The organism is Dokdonia sp. R86516, assembly GCF_044596715.1.
Lineage (GTDB): Bacteria > Bacteroidota > Bacteroidia > Flavobacteriales > Flavobacteriaceae > Dokdonia.
This window is the reverse complement of record NZ_CP138998.1, coordinates 2,757,412-2,776,412: the sequence shown is the minus strand read 5'-3', so window position 1 is coordinate 2,776,412 and position 19,001 is coordinate 2,757,412. Positions and strand designations below refer to the sequence as shown.

The 19,001-nt window shown below is 36.6% G+C and carries 18 protein-coding genes; 7 read left to right on the top strand and 11 right to left on the bottom strand.

What is annotated here, in order from left to right:
• Positions 1-7 precede the first annotated feature (7 nt).
• The 3 genes from SJY23_RS12405 to SJY23_RS12395 all read left to right on the top strand — a co-directional run bounded on the left by SJY23_RS12405 (position 8) and on the right by SJY23_RS12395 (position 3,002).
• Entirely contained in the window at positions 8-1,168 is a 1,161-nt protein-coding gene (locus tag SJY23_RS12405; protein WP_396596587.1) for an iron-containing alcohol dehydrogenase, read from the top strand.
• An 8-nt stretch (positions 1,169-1,176) separates the two neighbouring features.
• Positions 1,177-1,983 carry a type 1 glutamine amidotransferase domain-containing protein gene (locus tag SJY23_RS12400; protein WP_192816517.1) on the top strand — a complete coding sequence of 269 codons (807 nt, stop codon included), beginning with the start codon at positions 1,177-1,179 and terminating at the stop codon, positions 1,981-1,983.
• Positions 1,984-2,261: 278 nt separating this feature from the next.
• Positions 2,262-3,002 carry an SDR family oxidoreductase gene (locus SJY23_RS12395; RefSeq protein WP_396596586.1) on the top strand — a complete coding sequence of 247 codons (741 nt, stop codon included), beginning with the start codon at positions 2,262-2,264 and terminating at the stop codon, positions 3,000-3,002.
• A gap of 65 nt (positions 3,003-3,067) precedes the next feature.
• Here SJY23_RS12395 and SJY23_RS12390 read toward each other — a convergent pair whose 3' ends face one another.
• The 6 genes from SJY23_RS12390 to SJY23_RS12365 form a co-directional block, all read right to left on the bottom strand.
• Entirely contained in the window at positions 3,068-5,095 is a 2,028-nt protein-coding gene (locus SJY23_RS12390) for a M13 family metallopeptidase (protein WP_396596585.1), read from the bottom strand.
• A 25-nt stretch (positions 5,096-5,120) separates the two neighbouring features.
• A complete protein-coding gene (locus SJY23_RS12385; RefSeq protein ID WP_396596584.1) occupies positions 5,121-5,690 on the bottom strand; it encodes a hypothetical protein in 570 nt (189 codons plus the stop codon).
• 108 nt (positions 5,691-5,798) lie between these two features.
• Entirely contained in the window at positions 5,799-6,632 is an 834-nt protein-coding gene (locus tag SJY23_RS12380; protein WP_396596583.1) for a phospholipase A, read from the bottom strand.
• An 88-nt stretch (positions 6,633-6,720) separates the two neighbouring features.
• The gene (locus tag SJY23_RS12375) at positions 6,721-8,067 is read right to left on the bottom strand and encodes a DEAD/DEAH box helicase (protein ID WP_396596582.1); all 1,347 of its coding nucleotides are present in this window, start codon (positions 8,065-8,067) and stop codon (positions 6,721-6,723) included.
• Between the two features lie 74 nt (positions 8,068-8,141).
• Positions 8,142-8,591, bottom strand: coding sequence for a KTSC domain-containing protein (locus SJY23_RS12370; RefSeq protein WP_035336954.1), 450 nt, complete (start codon positions 8,589-8,591; stop codon positions 8,142-8,144).
• A gap of 155 nt (positions 8,592-8,746) precedes the next feature.
• Complete coding sequence (locus SJY23_RS12365; RefSeq protein WP_396596581.1) at positions 8,747-8,938, bottom strand: cold-shock protein; 192 nt, start codon at positions 8,936-8,938, stop codon at positions 8,747-8,749.
• Between the two features lie 420 nt (positions 8,939-9,358).
• Between SJY23_RS12365 and SJY23_RS12360 the strand changes: the two genes are divergently transcribed.
• Both SJY23_RS12360 and SJY23_RS12355 read left to right on the top strand, forming a co-directional pair.
• The gene (locus SJY23_RS12360; protein ID WP_396596580.1) at positions 9,359-9,685 is read left to right on the top strand and encodes a hypothetical protein; all 327 of its coding nucleotides are present in this window, start codon (positions 9,359-9,361) and stop codon (positions 9,683-9,685) included.
• Between the two features lie 213 nt (positions 9,686-9,898).
• Complete coding sequence (locus tag SJY23_RS12355) at positions 9,899-10,210, top strand: YtxH domain-containing protein (RefSeq protein ID WP_396596579.1); 312 nt, start codon at positions 9,899-9,901, stop codon at positions 10,208-10,210.
• A gap of 64 nt (positions 10,211-10,274) precedes the next feature.
• Here SJY23_RS12355 and SJY23_RS12350 read toward each other — a convergent pair whose 3' ends face one another.
• Entirely contained in the window at positions 10,275-11,207 is a 933-nt protein-coding gene (locus SJY23_RS12350; RefSeq protein WP_035336960.1) for an EamA family transporter, read from the bottom strand.
• Positions 11,208-11,368: 161 nt separating this feature from the next.
• On the opposite strand from SJY23_RS12350, the gene SJY23_RS12345 reads away from it, so the two are divergent.
• A complete protein-coding gene (locus SJY23_RS12345) occupies positions 11,369-11,941 on the top strand; it encodes a Crp/Fnr family transcriptional regulator (RefSeq protein WP_396596578.1) in 573 nt (190 codons plus the stop codon).
• A 50-nt stretch (positions 11,942-11,991) separates the two neighbouring features.
• On the top strand, positions 11,992-12,747 hold the full coding sequence (locus tag SJY23_RS12340) for an acyl-CoA desaturase (RefSeq protein ID WP_035336964.1): 756 nt from the start codon (positions 11,992-11,994) through the stop codon (positions 12,745-12,747).
• Here SJY23_RS12340 and SJY23_RS12335 read toward each other — a convergent pair.
• The 4 genes from SJY23_RS12335 to SJY23_RS12320 form a co-directional block, all read right to left on the bottom strand.
• Positions 12,744-13,244, bottom strand: a complete 501-nt coding sequence (locus SJY23_RS12335) for a peptide-methionine (S)-S-oxide reductase (protein ID WP_396596577.1) — start codon at positions 13,242-13,244, stop codon at positions 12,744-12,746. The two genes, SJY23_RS12340 and SJY23_RS12335, sit on opposite strands and share 4 nt — an antisense overlap.
• Positions 13,245-14,732 (bottom strand): malate dehydrogenase (quinone), encoded by a 1,488-nt coding sequence (gene mqo, locus SJY23_RS12330; protein WP_396596576.1) that lies wholly within the window; start codon positions 14,730-14,732, stop codon positions 13,245-13,247.
• Between the two features lie 607 nt (positions 14,733-15,339).
• Entirely contained in the window at positions 15,340-16,593 is a 1,254-nt protein-coding gene (locus SJY23_RS12325) for an NAD(P)/FAD-dependent oxidoreductase (protein ID WP_396596575.1), read from the bottom strand.
• Between the two features lie 135 nt (positions 16,594-16,728).
• Complete coding sequence (locus SJY23_RS12320) at positions 16,729-18,999, bottom strand: BamA/TamA family outer membrane protein (RefSeq protein WP_396596574.1); 2,271 nt, start codon at positions 18,997-18,999, stop codon at positions 16,729-16,731.
• Between the last annotated feature and the right edge of the window lie 2 nt (positions 19,000-19,001).

Genomic DNA, 19,001 nt, shown 5'->3' with positions numbered 1-19,001 from the left:
AAGTACGATGAACAATTTTGAATTTAAGAATCCGACTAAAGTCATCTTTGGAAAGGATACGATTGCAAAGCTAAGTGAAGAGATTCCTGCAGATGCTAAGGTGCTACTATTATATGGTGGTGGAAGTATCAAGAAGAATGGAATTTACGACCAAGTAAAAACAGCGCTATCAGATGTAGATGTTACTGAGTTTGGGGGTATTCCTGCAAATCCTGAGTATGCAATACTTATGGAAGCGTTAGAGGTAATTAAAGACAAAGAAATTACATATTTACTTGCTGTGGGTGGTGGTTCTGTAATTGATGGAACAAAGTTTTTATCTGCAGCAGCTCTTTATGATGGAGATACGCCATGGGATATTCTTACACAGAATATTAAAACTGAGAAAGGAATGCCTTTTGGAACGGTATTAACACTACCAGCTACAGGATCTGAGATGAACTCAGGATCTGTAATTACGAGAAAGGAAACGCAAGAAAAGCTTGCTATGGGAGGTCCAGGATTATTTCCAGTATTTTCGATCTTAGATCCGCAGGTTATTACTTCTATTCCAGAACGCCAGCTAGCAAATGGTCTTACAGACGCATTTACTCATGTTCTTGAGCAATATATGACGTACCCTATAGGTGCGCGTTTACAAGATCGTTTTGCCGAGAGTATCTTACAAACACTTATCGAGGTAGCTCCTACTGTTATTAAAGACCCAACAGATTACAAAGCCGCAGCAGATTTTATGTGGAGTTGTACTATGGCTCTTAATGGGTTAATCCAAAAAGGAGTTCCTACGGACTGGGCGGTACATGCCATTGGTCATGAACTTACAGCAATGTTTGGTATAGATCACGCACGTACGTTAGCAGTTATTGCTCCTAGTCACTATAAATTCAATTTTGAAGCTAAAAAAGAGAAACTGGCTCAATATGCAGAACGTGTATGGAACGTAACAGATGGTAGTGTAGATGATAAAGCCTATGCTGCTATTGAAAAGACGGAGGCTTTCTTCAAAGAATTAGGAATAGATACGAAGCTCTCAGATTACACAGAAGATTACAAAGGAACTGCTGAGAAAATTTCTAAGCGATTTACAGATCGTGGCTGGGAAGGTCTAGGAGAACACCAATCATTAACTCCTGATAATGTAGAGAAAATAGTCAAAATGGCTTACTAATAACAATTATGAAAATTATCCAATCACTAGCACTTGTGCTTACTATTATTACAGCAACAAGCTGTAAAGAATCAAACACAAAAACAACTTCTGAAAAAGTTTCGGAAGTAACAACAGAAACCAAAAAAGAAAAAGAAATGAACGTTTTATTTGTATTAACATCACACGACCAACTAGGAGACACTGGAAAGAAAACAGGATTTTGGGTAGAAGAATTTGCTGCACCATATTACTCGTTACTTGACAAAGGTGTAAACATCACAATCGCAACTCCAAAGGGAGGAGCTGCACCTATTGATCCAAGTAGTGACTCTCCAGACGCTGCAACAGAAGCTACAGAGCGTTTTGACAAAGATGAAACTGCAAAAAACCTTATCGCAAACACAAAAGTGCTTGCAGATATGAACGCAGACGATTTTGACGCTGTATTCTACCCAGGAGGTCATGGACCATTATGGGATCTTGCAAATGATGATAAGTCTATCGCACTTATTGAAAAATTTAATAGTCAAGATAAGCCAGTAGCTTTTGTATGTCATGCTCCAGCTGCATTGAAAGGTGTAAAAGGAACTGATGGAAACCCATTAGTACAAGGAAGAAAAGTAACAGGATTTACTAATACTGAAGAAGAGGCTGTACAACTTACTGAGGTAGTACCTTTCTTAGTAGAAGACATGCTTACTAAAAATGGTGGTATCTATTCTAAAAAAGAAGATTGGGCTGCATATGCAATCCAAGATGGAAACCTTATTACAGGTCAAAACCCAGCTTCATCAGAACTAGTTGCAGATAAATTATTAGAAAGTATCAAGTAATTGATGTAATTATTACAAGTAAAAAGGTTGCCATTTGGCAACCTTTTTTTATGGAATCAAGTGTGGTATTCTTTAGTCTAATCTATTTTGATAAGTCACGCTTTCGCGAAAGCGTAAAAAGCTATAAATGACATTAAAATTATAAATGTTAGTGAAATTAACATCTACCCCGTAGGTTGCCTCCACTGCGTTAAAACACTCTTATTGCCTTCTTAAAATACCACTAAGACCTATGGTAAAGCTGCAAAGTCCACTTAACTTTATAAAAAAACAAAATTATGGAACTTACAAATAAGACAATAATCATTACAGGAGCATCAAGTGGTATAGGAGAAGCAACCGCACATAAACTAGCATCACACGGGGCTAATGTGGTATTAATGGCTCGTAGTGAAGATAAATTGAAAGACTTACAAAAAGCAATTACAGATAATGGTGGAAAAGCGATTGTAGCAACAGGTGATGTAACAAGCAAAGAAGATTTTGATAAAGGTGTTGAGGCAGCGATAAAGGAATATGGTCAGATAGATGCGCTTATAAATAACGCAGGATTAATGCCATTATCATTTATAGAAAAACTCAAAACAGATGAGTGGATGCAAATGGTAGATGTAAATATTAAAGGAGTACTAAATGGAGTTGCAGCCGTTCTACCAGAACTGAAAAAGAATAAAGGAGGTCATATTATAAATATATCTTCAATGGCAGCACATCGCTATTTTCCTGGTGGAGCTGTGTACTGCGCCACAAAAAGCGCTGTAAAAATGTTTTCTGAAGGACTACGTCAAGAGCTAGCTCCAGAATATGGAATTAACGTAACATCTATTGAGCCAGGTGCCGTAAGTACAAGCCTTACTGAAACAATTACAGACGAGGACGTTAAAGAAATGATGGAAGGAATGCAAGAAATGACAACTTTAGAATCTGAAGATATTGCTAATGCAATTTATTACTCATTAAGCCAGCCAGCACGTGTAAATATTAACGATGTTTATATTGTGCCAAGTGAGCAAAAGTAAGCTCAGGTAATTATAACAATAGAAATAATGTAGGGTATGCTTTCGCAAAAGCATACCCTTTTATTTTACCATATTTCTATGCGCTCCTCCACTTTCTTAAAGTTTTCTTGTCCTTCTACTACATCAAAGGCTTCATAAAAAGGTGTAAAGTTCATTAATGGACCGTTTACACGCCACATAGGTGGTGAGTGTGGGTCTGTAGCCACATAATTACGCAAGTATTCATCTCTTGTCTTTACTCGCCATATACGAGCTACAGACATAAAAAATCTTTGATTAGGCGTGTAACCGCCTATGGAGATCGTATCTTTTCCTTGCTCCGTCATTTTAAAGGCATCATAAGCAATTGCGATTCCGCCATTATCTGCGGTGTTCTCTCCTACTGTGAGTGCTCCTTTGAGGTGCACACTATCTAAAACGGTAAAAGAATCATACTGCTCGATAATTTGCTGTGTCTTTGCCTTAAATTTTTTGTAGTCATCATCTGTCCACCAGTTTGTTACATTTCCATCTTTGTCATACTGCGCTCCTTGATCATCAAAAGCATGTGTAAACTCATGACCTATTACCATACCTATGCCTCCGTAATTTACGGCATCGTCTGCATAAAGATCAAAATAAGGCGGTTGTAATATTCCAGCAGGAAACACGATTTCATTAAGAGATGGGTTATAATATGCTGTAACTGTAGATGGAGTTGTACCCCATTCATCACGATTAGGCGCTTTGTTTAATTGTTTAAGTTCGTAGTTGTAACTGTCTTTACGTAAAGCTACTACGTTTTCAAAAAACTGTCCTCTGTCGATTGACACATCATATTCGCGCCATACATCTGGATACCCTATTTTTTTATTGATAGCATACAGCTTTTCTTTAGCTTTTACTTTAGTACTATCACTCATCCATGCTAGGTTTTCAATGCGAACTTCTAGTGCGCTCTGAAAATTATTTACAAGTTCCAGCGCTCTCTTTTTTGCATCCTCATTGAAGTAACGCTTGACATACAGCTGCCCTAATGCAAATCCTATTTGCCTGTCTACATTACGTACCATGCGTTTAGATCGAGATTGTTGCTCAGACTGTCCAGATATCACCTTAGTGTAGGCAAATGCAGCATCTTGAAATGGAGTGCTTAAGATATTATCATGACTACTTATAGAATGTGCTTTTAGATATACTTTCCACTGGGCTAGTGGCACACTTGATAACATGCTATTCAATGCATCATAATATGCGGGCTGTCTAACGTCAAGCGAGTCTACATTTGCTCCTAAGTTCTCTAGCATTTTTGGCCAACCTATAGCAGGTTGTTTAGCCGCTAGATCTTCAACTGAAAACTTATTGTAGTTGTCCTTTATGACTCTGCGCTCGATACGTGTTTTATGAGCGCTAGCAAGTTGTTGTTCTATGCTGTATACTGTTTCCGCTTTCGCGAAAGCGTTATCCTCACCCACTAATTCAAATATGGTAGCTAAGTACTTTTTATAAGCCTCTTGAATTGCTTTTGATGAGCCATCTTCATTGAAGTAATAATCACGGTCAGGTAATCCTAAACCAGTCTGACCAACATGCAGAATGTTCACGGTGCTATTTTTTTGATCTGGAGATATGTAAGGAGCTATTACCGAATAATCTCCGCTCATGATTTGCTTGCTCACAAAGCCCATCATCTCTGAAACATTATTAATGGATTCAATTCGATTGAGAATAGGTTTCATAGGTTCAATCCCTCGTTTATCAATACTTAAAGTATCCATACCTGACGCATAAAAATCACCTACAAGTTGTTCTACAGAACCTTTAGGATGAGTTTGCGTTGAGACCTCTTCTAAGATATTCTTTAATAACTCTTGCTGCGGAATGTTTAAAAATCTATACGCTCCCACTCCTACTTGATCATCTGCAATAACGGCATTATCATACCATGTTTTATTGACATGATTGTAGAAATTATCCCCAGGCGCAATGGAGGTATCTATACCGTCAAAGGCAATAGCTTTCTGTTTTTGCTGAGCGATATCTTCATTTCCACTTTTAGTATCACATGAAATCACTAAAACAGCTATGGCTGCTGAGTAAATAAGATTTTTCATAAGGTTATTATTAAATAGATTTAAATTATTCTTCCCATCCCCAAGGTGCGTCTGGAGTTTCTATAGGATTTGTGAGATCCATTACGACTGTAAACAATCGATTTGTACCTAGTCTTCTTAAGTTATATGTAAATGATGTTTCATCTACGGTAATCCACCACACATTAGTCGCTGCTCCGGGAATCATTTGCTGTGTGTGGACATCTGCAGGAAAAAATTGAATATTTGCTTTTCCAGTGTTACTGGCTGTACCACCATAAAAGTTAATTTCATCTTCGCTACCATCTTCGTGGCGGTGGTCATGTTTTAATGAGATAATTCCGTCATTCATAGTAAGTATCCACGTACGTGACTTATCATCACCTACAAAAAATGGGATTCTAATCTCGTTTTCACTGCAAGAACGTACATGCATAGTGAGTTGTTTACCACCAAAAGCCTTATCTTCTTTAGGTTGTTCAAGTACTCCTTGATATGCTTTACCACAATGCGCCTTCAGCGTATCCCAAAATTGCTGAGAAGGTACATCTGATTGAGCAGAGGCAGAAAATGAAATTAAACCGATTACGAGGAGAAAAAGAAGATTTTTTATCATTCTCAAATGTAATTAAATTTGAGATGGCTTAGATTATATCATAATCATTAAGAAATTATATTATAAAAATTATTATAATTTCTTAATCAATGAACACGTTAAAACTTGCTATTTCTTACTCCTAAACCAGTTAAACTCTGTACTCTTAATAACGTATCCTAATCTTATGATACTACTTGATTGCTGGTAATCAAGTAATGATTCTGCTTGGCCTAAATACCACTCAAGCATGATGTATTGGTTAAGTTTGCTGGTTTTAAAAGGATTATAATATAATCTAGAGCGCACCACGCCTCTACCATCAAAACCTAGTCCCTTGCGTAGCATAAGATTTAACGTGAGCTTATCATGTTTAATCTCATGGTTAATGTGTACTTCCCCTACTCCTGCATAATCTAAAAGATCTTCATTACTTTCTTGGTAACCAAAAGGCAGCCAAAGCTCAAATCGTGCTGTAGTATTTTTAAAAAGAGGTGTTGTGTATCCAGCGGTAATACGATTCCAACTACGAGAAGATATACTGTCTCTCCCGTTAGATTCATGCTCAAATTCAAGTGAGGCTATACCTCTCAATTGATTGTCCTTATTAAAAATGGCTTTACCTATAGCGATAGACGGATTGAAATTAACATCTCTAAAAGGTAATGACTCTTTATAAATATTCCAGAATGCCTTTTGTGTATATGTCAAATACAAATAGGACTCAAACGGAAGTAAGTCTCTTGAGATAATCTGTTTGAAACTTACTTGAAATTTGGCATCTGCGCTATTGCGATCTATATCTCTGTTTGTAGGTAAGCCCGTTACAAAGTAATTGTCTTGGTAACTAGAGAATGAAGGCAAGTCTTGTAAAGAATCATTAAACTTCTCACGAGTTATTTGCTGGCCTAAAGCAACGCTGCAAGATAGAGTCAGAACAAATATAAATAGTTGTTTTATCATCAGTTTAAGATATGAAATTACTAATATAATGCTGAGCTATTGCAATGAAAACTTAAACTAACCAAAGGAAAACGACAGCTTCTTGTGTTTAAAGCTTATTTTTCCTCTTCTTTTTTGGAAGCGACTTAGGTTCGTTACTTTTAAGAGTAGATGCGATACGTTCTGCCATCAGTTTATCAATGAGTTCTTCCTTTGTCAAGTGATGAAACACTGCGTGAACGCTTTCTTTTAGCTCCGCAGCAATTTCTCTGTTAGGCTTAGTTTTGAAGATTTTCTTAGCCCATAATACCGTATTATTATCCTCAATTTGTTGTGGTGACGCTTTCGCGAAAGCGGAAAAAGAAATACCAAGCTCATGTTCAAACTCAGGAATCTCTTTTACTTCCTCTTCTTGTAATATAGTAAGCGCATATCCAGTTGCACCAGCACGAGCTGTACGACCACTTCTGTGTACATACATATCGTAAAATTCTGGAAGGTGATAATTTACAACGTATTCAATACCTTTTACATCAATACCTCTAGCAGCAAGGTCTGTTGCTACCAGAATGTCAATATGCCCTTCTCTAAACTGCCCCATCATACGGTCACGTATAGCCTGACTTAAACTTCCATGGATGGCTCCCGAAGAAAATTTATTAATCGCTAGATTTTTGGCTAGTTTATTAACTGCTGCTTTTGTTTTACAAAAGATGATACCTCTCTGCCCTATTCTTGAGTTCAAGAAATGCATTAAAACGTCTAGTTTTTCAATAGGCTCAACAACTACATATTCATGTGTAATTTTCTGACTACCTAGGGTCGCCATTTCGGCGCTAACTTCTATTGGGTTCTTAGAAAGGTAATTTTGAACTATTTGTTTGATTGCTCCTGGCATGGTAGCAGATAATAGAAAAGTTCTTCTATTATTAGGCATAGCAGTAACAATAGTATCTAGACTATCTTTAAGTGAGCTTACCATCTCATCTGCTTCATCAAGCACAAGATAATTTGCTTGTGTGATGTTTATAGCCTTGCGCTCCATAAGATCTATAAGACGTCCAGGTGTTGCTACAATAATTTGAGCAGGTTCCTTAAGTCTTTCTATCTGATCTTTTACAGGTACACCTCCATAAAGAACGGCAATACTCACCTTAGGAAGGTTTACCGCAAGTGCCGCCATGTTAGATTGTATCTGTTGCCCTAGTTCTCTAGTAGGTACTAGAATTATTGCTTGGGTAGTTGGATTTGTACGATCTATAAGCTGTAATAACGGTACCCCAAAGGCTACCGTTTTTCCAGTTCCGGTTTGTGCGAGTGCTATGACATCCTTTTTAGACGTAAGCATAGCCGGGATGGCCTGCTGCTGTATATCTGTAGGTGAAGTAATCTCTTGTGATTGTAAGGCTTTCTGGATGGCATCCATCACGCCTAATGCAGTAAAAGTACTTGTCATAGTCTCTGTCTTATTTTAAATCCTATTTATCCTCTTAAATCTATCTGATTATTCAGTTTAAAAAGAAGCTATTTTTAAGCTTCTTGTAAATGTCTTTTAGACTTGCGGTAGTTATGCTTAGGGTAAATATTACGTTTTGCAAAACGATTAAGGTTTCCTGCATTTACCATTTTGATATAAATAGGCTTTGTAACTCCAAAGTACTCATACGTTGTACCGTCTGTAAATGTAATTTCAAGTAGTAATCCTTTGTGTTGATAATCTGCAATGGCAGCCTTAGTTATCGTCTCTGTGTATGCTTCTAGATTTGCGGCTTTGGTCTCTGGAGCCATGCTTACTAGAAAGTGATAACCATCGATAATACGACGACTTTGTATCTCTGCTTCTTCTTGTTTTGCGTCTCCATCTTGAAACTTATCTGGATGCCACTCTTTTACAAGGTTACGGTAGCTCTTTTTAAGTGCTTTAAGGTCAATTTCTTTTTCAACTCCAAAGAGTTTCTTGTACTCATTTATTCTCTTCATAATCAGGGCTTTTATCAGAGCGCGAAAGTACTCCTTTAAAATGGAATATAAATAAATTATAAAGAGTTAATAGTGTATGGCTCACTAATTCACTTTAAACAATAAAAGCCCGTCAGTTATGACGGGCTTTTCTCTTAATTGGAAGTATATATAACTTAGATAACCTTTACGTTAACTGCATTTAATCCTTTGTTTCCTTCTTTAAGGTCAAATTTCACTTCATCTCCTTCTCTAATCTCATCGATTAATCCAGATACGTGTACAAAGTGATCTCTTTCAACTCCCTCTTCAGTTATAAATCCAAAACCTTTAGTGTCGTTGAAAAATTTTACTGTTCCTTTATTCATTGTATTATAATTTAATGTATTAATACTTAGTAATAGGCAAAGATGGTGCCACAAACTACAAAGCAGTATCTCTGTATAGAGTTTTAGGCATATCAATGGATTAGCCGAGATGAGTTATAGAAGTACAACGTTTTAAGAAAAGTTTTTGAAAGTAAAATGTTAATATCACAGTATTGATTTTTAAAAAACAAATAGCTCTCTAGAATTAATATGGAAGTAATACACTGTAATCTAGATTGTTGAAATTTAAAATACTGCTAACTATTAAGTTTTTGAACCATGGATTTTATATATATTACAATACTTCTCTATGACTTGCCATGATTGCTTGTATCGTTAAACTATTTATAAAACGTTCAGCCTTAGATTTTTGTTAACACTTTAGATTTTAAATTTACGAAACCAAAAACATCAAAAGCTATGCAACATTCTAACGACACTATCTTAAAAAGTCTCAATGATTTAATTGAATATTCAACAGATTTTAGATTTCAACGTAGTGCTAGCTTTCAACAGCTTCACATTGCATTGATCAAACATTTTTTTAATGCTTCATCTGTTGTCTTAAATATTGATACTAATGAAGTTTGTTTAGGTCTAGACACTCTCAACAAAGGTGCAGAGGTAACTATTGAATATGATAACCTAGAAAAATTCTTAAAATCTTGTATACGCAATACTGCAAGTAATGTAGCATTTTACAAAAATATACTGCATTACTATGCAAGTAATACAGCAGTAGCTTAATAGAAATTAGAGCGATTCTTTTTGAGTCGCTTTTTTTATGCTTTCGCGAAAGCATAACCCCAACAAGTAACATACAGTAACCGCTTGTTATTTCTTAAAAAACAGCTGTTTATTGCCAAAAATGTACTAATTAAAACATAATCCAAATGCGAGAATATTACTTGCTCAGATTTCTCGTTATCTTTATGGAACGACAATCAAACCCATATAATTATGAATAATAACACAAAAGGAATATTAGGTCTACTCGCTGTAGCAGCAGGAGCTTTAGGATTATATAAATACAATAAAATGTCTCCTGAGGAGAAAGCAGCCTTAAAAGACAAAGCAAGAAAAGCTGGAGATACTCTTAAAGAAAGCTACAACGAAGTTGAGGACCAAGTTTCTGAAAAACTTACAAGCTTAAAGAACGCCCTAGAGCGCGAAACCGCCAAAGCTAAGAACTCTGTAAACAGAAACGTAGATCACGCAGAAGATGTAATTGATATTACTGCAGAGAATATTGAAAATACAGTAAAGTCATAAAACGATTTCAAGTAAAAAAAGTCCCATCTGTACGGTGGGACTTTTTTTGTTTTAAGGAAGTGATTTATACCCTACCTCTTCTAAAACGCATCTTCTTTGTTTGCGTCTTATCATTTTTTCGTACGCTATTTATAAAATATACACCGCTTAGCAATACACAGGCTGCAATTATAGATTGAGTTGTCACATTTTCATCTAGAAAGTACCAACCCAAGAACAAAGCAACGACAGGGTTGATATATGCAGAGGTTGCAACTTTTTCTGTTGATACATTTTTAAGTAAGTAATTAAACGAAGTAAATGCCGCTATACCCCCAAAAACGATGAGACAAAGCATAGATATTTGTGCTCGCGAACTCCAATCAACCGGAGAACTCCATGTTTCTCCTATAATGAAACTCCATGTCCATAATAAAATACCTGCACTCACCATTTGATAACCTGTGGTGATAAAGAAATTTTTAGGTAAATCTGCTTGTGCGACAAATAAGCTCCCTATACTCCAACTCAAAATACAGGTGAAAATCATTATAATGCCTAGGGTTGCTCCTTCTTGCATAGCTATCTCCCTTTGAGAAACCAATAAATACATCCCTATTAAACCTAAAACTACACCAATTATTGACTTGAGCTTTAATCCCTTTTTCTGTACAATACGCATGAGCAAGAGAATTGACAGTGGCTGTAATGCCGCTAGAAGTGCTGCAAAACCACTATCTACATAGTTGAGAGCCCATACAAAAACACCATTTCCATAAACCAAAAAGAAAAAGCCCGCTAGTACAGAGTTACCTAATTGTTTTTTAGATATTTTGAGTGATTTTCCACTAAGTCCTGCTATTAAAAATATAATGAGACCTGCAGTGGTAAAACGTAAACCGGCCAGCATAAAAGCAGGAACTTCGGTTACTACAATTTTATTCCATAAATAGGTTGACCCCCAAAAAACATAAATTGAGAAAAAAGCTAGTATGGCTAAGTAGGTTTCCTTCTTCATTGTAAGGCCTTAAATGGATTAAAATTTATAAGTTACGAACTTAACTATTTTATGCATGCGGAGTATATCTTTATTTTTAAATAAAACAACAATAGAATTTGTAATTTATTCAAGTAAACTGCGCTCTTGAGTAGTATCTTTACCTTTATTTAAACACCATCTTGGACGAAATACGCACCTATATAAACCAGTTTGCTCCCGTATCTGACATAGATTGGGAACTTTTTACGTCAAAGCTTGTAGAACGCACGTTTAAAAAGAAAGAAACTATCCTTGAAGCTGGTGTAACAGAAAACTATATCTCTTTTATTAAAGAAGGATCTGTGCGTTTATTCATACCTAAAGAGTCATCTGATAAAGAAATCACCTTTGGATTTTGTTTTGAAAACCAATTTGTGAGTGCGTATGACTCATTTTTACTTCAAGAACCATCTGATCACTCTGTGCAAGCGCTTGTTGATACCGTAATTTTAAGTGTTTCTTATAATGATTTACAAGAAATTTACGAGAAAACAGCTATCGGTAATCTTATAGGCAGACTTACTGCCGAAAATCTTTTTATCACAAAGTCAAAAAGACTACAATCACTACTAGACCAAACTGCCGAAGAGCGTTATTTGAGCATCTTTAAAGAACGCCCTCAGCTACTTAAGGAAATTCCTCTTAAATATATAAGCTCTTACATAGGCGTGACACCACAGGCTCTAAGCCGCATACGCAAACGTATTAGTTAATACAGGTTCATTGTCTGGCATTATTTGTGAAAGTACCTTTGTAAAAAAAAATGCTTATAATATTCTTTATAGTAATCCTCTGGTATAGCGGGTTATTTTTTCAGTCATTCTTTCTACATAGATATGCAGCTCACCAGACATTTACAATGTCTAAAACCACAGAAAAAATCACATTTATATTAACTTGGCTTTTTCAAGGACCTAGTTACTTAAGTGCATACGGTTATGGCATAATGCACCGCATGCACCACGCTTATACAGATACAGAAAAGGATCCTCACTCCCCTTCTTACGATGCAAATCTATTTGCAATGATGTGGAAGACTAAGACTATTTATCAAGACATAAATAACGATCGTATTGAGGTAGACCCTAAGTTTAAGAAAAACGTACCACAATGGAAGAGCTTTGATACTTTTGCAAGTTCGCGTCTATCAAGATTACTTTGGGTAGGTCTATATATCGCTTTCTTTGCGGTGTTTGCAACAGCATGGTGGCAATGGTTATTACTACCTATTGCTTTTGCTATGGCACCTATACATGGAGTGATTATCAACTGGTTTGGTCACATACTAGGATATACAAACTTCAAGACTAAGGACACTTCTAAAAATTTATTTCGCTTTGACTTCCTGATGATGGGAGAAGCATATCATAACAACCACCACAAATTTGCAGCTAGACCTAACTTTGGAGGTGTACACTGGTATGAGATTGATGTTACTTATGTAATTATGAAAGTATTACACCGCACAGGAGTGATAAAAATGAAACCTATCACGATAGACGTTCACTCGCACCATTAAAAATCGACCATTCTGTGAGCAAACGTATTCTTAAGTTCCCCCAGCTTAGGTGATATGTAACGCTCACAGAAGGGTTTATTTGGGTTTTTCTTATAGTAATTTGTAATTTCTTCTCTTGAAGGATTAAAGTCTTTAAAAGGCATTACGGCAGTAATTATGTTCTCTTCGCTGCTTTTTTGTAAGGTGTTTAATACCGCTTTCGCGAAAGCGGTATCCTCCTCATTATAAACATACACCGCAGATCGATAGGTATCTCGCATGCTGTGCATTTTTGTACTCTTATGCGTGAGAAGGTGAATTTCAATTAATACCTCCAGAGGTATAACATTCCTATCATAATGCACAATAACAGCTTCAGAAAAGGAAGCGTGTATTCCCTCTGAAGCAATATATCCTTGCGCTACAGTCAGAACACCACGTAATGATTGGAAAACCGCCTCTGTACACCAGTGACAGCCACCTCCAAATCCTACTTTATGTATTTCCTTGTCTTGCAATTAGTCTAGGTTCAATAAAGCAGAGGTTCGTTTTAACTCTTGATTAAAATGCTCCTTGGTTATCTCCTGCTTGTAGCTAGGTACAATCTCGCTTAATCGTTGTTTACCTTCAGCTGTTTCCATAATCTCTGGGAAGGCTTTCTCAAGAACATCAAGCATAATTCTAGGCGCTGTAGATGCTCCTGGCGATGCACCAAGTAAACAAGTAATTTTTCCATCAGAACCGCTTACGATTTGAGTCCCAAATTCAAGCTTCCCTCCTGCAAATTCATCTCGTTTTATAGTCTGTACGCGCTGTCCAGCTACTTCTATGCGCCAGTCTTCATTTTTTGCATCTTTTATAAAAGTGCGTAAGTCTTTCATACGGTCGTCAAAGTTCATGGTAATCTGACCTATCAAGTATTTAGTCAAATCTAGATTGTGCCAGAAAGCACCAAGCATAGAAGGTATATTTTTAAACGTCACACTATCAAGTAAGTCAAAATTAGACCCTTGTTTTAAAAACTTAGGACTAAAACCAGCAAAAGGACCAAACATTAATTGTCGCTCCCCATCTACGTATCTAGTATCTAGATGCGGCATACTCATAGGTGGTGCACCCTCGCCTGCCTTGCTGTACACTTTTGCATAATGCTGATCTATGATTTCCTTGTTTTTACAAACAAGCCATTCTCCACTTACAGGGAAGCCTCCAAAACCATCTTTCTCTTCTATTTCAACAGTTTCTAGCAATAGCAAAGCACCACCACCAGCACCTATAAATATATGATCTGCCTCTATAGATTGCTTAGTTCCTGTTTTTAAATCTTTTGTAATTGCCGTCCAATTCCCATTTTCAAGCGGATCGAGATCCTTTACTTCTTTATGGAAATGAACAGGAGTATCAAATTCTGTTTCTAGAATCTCATATAATCGCTTTGTAAGAACGCCAAAGTTAACTTCTGTCCCTCGATCTATGCGCGATCCTGCCATTACCTCATCTTCTGTGCGCTCTCTCATGATAAGCGGAAACCACTCCTTCATTTTTGACACATTGCGAGTAAACTCAATAGTATCAAACATAAAATGATCTTTAAACGCCTCATAACGCTTCTCTAGATAATCTGCGTTCTTTTCTCCAGTCACCCAACTATGATGTGGTATAGGCTTTAAAAATGCCTGAGGATCCTCTATTAAACCTTCTTCTACGAGATGCGCCCAGAACTGTTTTGTGATTTCAAACTGTTCGCATATTTTAATTGCCTTATCAATAGAAACAGATCCATCACTTTCTTCAGGGCAGTAATTGAGTTCGCAAAGAGCAGAATGACCCGTTCCTGCATTATTCCAAGCAGCCGAACTTTCTTGAGCTACATCTCCTAGTCGTTCTAAAATTAAGATGCTCAACTCTGGTTTTAGCATCTTGGCCAGTAATGCCAAATTTGCACTCATAATTCCTCCGCCTACACAAATGAGGTCGTAATGTTGTTTTGGGATAGCTCCAGTCATAGTAAATTTTTACACTCTAAAGATATTAATAAGCTCGTTGAGTTTGAATAAAACATCAGAAAAGAATGAGTCGGTAAAGATTGTAAATGATAACAATTACGCTTTCGCGAAAGCTTAAAATGGCAACACAACAATCTCATAGATATGATGAATTGCGACTTTTAGTCTTGTCTAAAAATTAACCTAATACAGCAATCAAAACCCTCAAAATGACTACTCTTTCTACTATGCAGTTATCATCATAAATTAACTTAAAATCACGGTTAACAATCTTAAATAGCTATTTCTTATGGTTAAACAATTACTTTATAAAAACTTCACAACTAGCTGATTTAAAGTAGTATGTTAATATTTAAAACACTATATAGACAACGTCTATAGTGGATAATTACTGATAATTCATTCACCATTGATTTGCTAAACAAAAGTCTTAAACAAGCATTATTTATAGAGTCTGAGAATTTAAAAATTTAGTGCACTTCGCTCGCTATTCTGCTTTATAATTTTCTGAAACTTACCAGCTCTACAAACAGAATGTATGGCACAAAAAAGAGGCGATGATTATAAAATCATCGCCTCTTTCAGGTATTAATTTAGGTTCCTAAAATTACTTTAGAAGCCCTTCTATTTTTTCGATTACACCTTCTGCTGCTCTTTCTCCAGATACCATTGCTGCATTTAACGAACCATTTAATAAATGATCTCCAGCAAGAAAAATGTTATTAGTAAGCTGCGTTTCTGATGGTGCACAATTGTTACGGAGATTGCTAAGCTTAGGTAGTGCTTTTCTTATTTCATATGATTTGAGAAAAGTAGCTCCTTTTATACCACAATATGTACTAAGCTCTGAAGATACCATTGCGCTAAGCGCTTCTATACTCAGATCATTATCATCTACTACAGTAACAGATAATAGACTCTTTGAGCCACTTGTGGCTGTCTCTAGAGTATTCTGATAGAATATGTTATTAATTCTCGTATTCTCATCTGCCACCAGACCAATGAGTGGTTTTCCGTCTTTAGGAGCATCTGCTTCAAAGTATAGGTTCACACATGATTTCCAAGGAGTCTCTTGACCTCTCAGGTTAGGAACTATATGACTTGCTTCTGTTGCAATGATGATGTAGTCACTCTCTAGAATCTCTCCATTTTCTAATGTGATTGTTTGTCCAGACACCTCCTTAACAGCTGTATCTAGTCTAATCTGAGTAGTCGCTAGCTGCTCTTGTAATTGATTTGGTATAGCTCCTATTCCAGCTTTTGGCAATGTTGCCATACCAGTACCAAACATCTTGTAAACGAATTCAAACATCCTACTAGATGTTTCTAGTGAAGATTCTAAAAATATCCCACTAAAGAACGGCTTAAAGAAATCTGTTATCATCGCTATACCAAAGCCTTTATCTTGCAAATACTTTAAAGTGGTTGTTTCTTCCTCCTCAAAAATATCCTCTAGCGATTTATTCTTGAGACTTTTATTAAGCTTTAAGATTTTAACCTTATCCCCTAGTGTGCCTATAGATGAGCTCATAGTCGGTATAAGCATTTTGAGACTACGTGTAGGATCTCCTATAGATTGCGAGTTTCTATTTTTATAAATAGTAGCTCCAGGTAAAAAGGATTGTAATTCAAGTTTTTTGTAATCGAGATACTCTTTGGCTTTCGGGTAGCTTTCTAGTAGCACTTGAAAACCATGATCTAGCTGGTATCCCTTTACAATATCAGTTTTTACACGTCCTCCTATCCTATCTGTAGCCTCAATAATTATGGGTGCGTAGCCTTTTTTCTCTAAGTTAATAGCTGCAACAAGGCCGCTTATTCCAGCGCCTATGATGTAAATCTTCTGGTCAGTTTGATTCATAACTCAAAAATAAGGTAAGTATGTATTGTTTGGTCTGTTGGTTTAATAATTCTTGTACTATAAAAATCCCCTAGCTCTAGTGTGATTTCTTACTGATAAGGGTTTGTTTCACATTTTCGCGAAAGCGAGATTGTTTTAGAACGGATATCCAATAGCAAAGTTAAAAATTGGTTCGTCAAATTTGAAATCCCATCGCTCGCCCTCCGGTAATGATGGATCATGAAAAGGAGCTGCGAGATCAAAACGGATCACAAAGCCCTGTACATCTACTCTAAGCCCAAAACCACCGCCTATTCCTAGTTCATTGATAAAATCTGATGTAAACTTATCTTTACCCTCAAGATCTTCATTTTCTGTACTGTTCCAAATATTTCCAGCATCTACAAAAAAGGCTCCTTTGAGATAACTGAAAATAGGGAAACGGTACTCTGCATTTGCTTCTAGCCTGATGTTTCCTATTTGATCAAAGAAATTTCCGCTAGATTGGTTTCCAGAAGATGTTCCAGGACCTAAAGAGCGTATTCTAAAGGCGCGCACACTATATGGCCCACCAGAATAATATTGCTTTACAAATGGTAATATCTCTGAGTTGCCGTACGCATACCCATATCCTGCAAAGAGTCTCGTTGCGATTTTCTGCTCATTTGCCATATTAAAATGATACCTAAAATCTACATCTAGCTTTGCAAACTGCGCATATTCCAATCCTATAAATGTCTTATTTTGAGTGTCTGCATCATCTTTACCCAGCAAACTAACGGCGTTACCTGCAAGTTCAAAATTAGAATTAAAAAAGATTTGATGTGTTTTTTGCGTATCTACCATCCCGTTATAGGTAAAACTGTAATTGAGTCCCGCAATAAACTGCTGATCAAAACTCTGTCTCAATAAGGGATTTTCGGTGAGTATATCTTCAAATTCTGTCGTGGTATTAGAGAGTCTCGTATAACTCACAGAAATAGGATTAATACGGTGTGTGACATATTTATTTGCATCCCACACATAGCCAAACCCTACATTACCAGATAATAAGGTGTATAATTTAGAACGGCTCAAATAATCCACACCGAGTGCTGCAACGGTTTTTGGAATATTATACTCAAAAAAATCTGTTGAAATATCAATAGGAAAAATCACTCTTGGGAATACGAGTTCGCTGGCCAGACCTAACTCTATACTACTTAATGACTCACCTCCTCCTAGTTGTACTTCGTATCCTGCAGATCCTGTGATATTAAGAATCTCTCCGCCGTTAAAAAGATTTCTGTTGCTATAGGTTAAAGCCAATCCAGGTCCAGCAAAGTTGTTTGATTTGGTCACTGCTTGCACTTCAGCTCGTATGGCTCTTTTATTTAATGGCGACAAGTAAATATTTGCCTCAAGAATACCCAAGCTATCTGTGCGCAAGCTATCAATCTCGTCATACTGGATATTTACAAATTTATAGGCTCCTATAGTAGACAGGCGTCGCGCAGTGTTACGGGAGACATCTGGATGATACAATTGCCCTTCTTCAAGTTGTACAAATGGCGCAAGGTATTTAGGTTTAAAATAAAGCTCTTCTTGAATAAAATTAAGACTATCAAAGCGAACCACATCAGATTGTAACGAGTCTTTGAGCGCATAATTAGGATACACATTTACCTTGTTTATCTTGTAAGGTACAATGACCTTATTAGGCACATCCTTCTTAATCTTCAAGAACATATCAAAACGTTTATTGCTGTATTGATTGGTATCTATCTCAAATATTAAAAACGAAGGATTGAAGTTGTAATATCCTTTTCTTTTAAGGAGGTAATCAATGCGATCTCGCTCAAGTTTAAGGTTAGACAAGTCATATCTCATGCCTTTTTCAAGCGGTGAGGAAGCCACCGTGCTTATCATTTCCCTATAAATGGGCGGTGATAATGTATCGAGTTGATACGTCTCCATGCGGTATGGCGTAGGGACTTTTAAATCATATATGATGGAGGCTCTTTTTTTTGTCTCGCTTTCGCGAAAGCGTGAACTCACCGTACTATAGAAAAATCCGCGGTTTTCTAGTCTGTTACGTAGTAATGATTCTACTTCAAATTCCTCTACATCAGATTGATAAACAGGCTCCTCTCCTATCTTTTTATTAAGCCATTTATTGTTTACTCCTGGTTTTTCACGCTGTGCTTTGTAATAAACACTTAAATAAGGATAACCTCCTAAGATTTTAGAATTAGGTGTAGGTCGTAAGACGCCTTCAAGCTCTGTTTGTAGCGAGCTTTGATTTGTGATGGTGCTATCTGGCGTTATGATAATTTCAGCGCCTGTATATAAACGTTCTCCCTCTGGAATGTACTTTTCAACACTACAAGATGCGCAAAAAGTAATCAAAACTAGAGCTGAAAAATATGTAGATAATCGGTATTGCACGT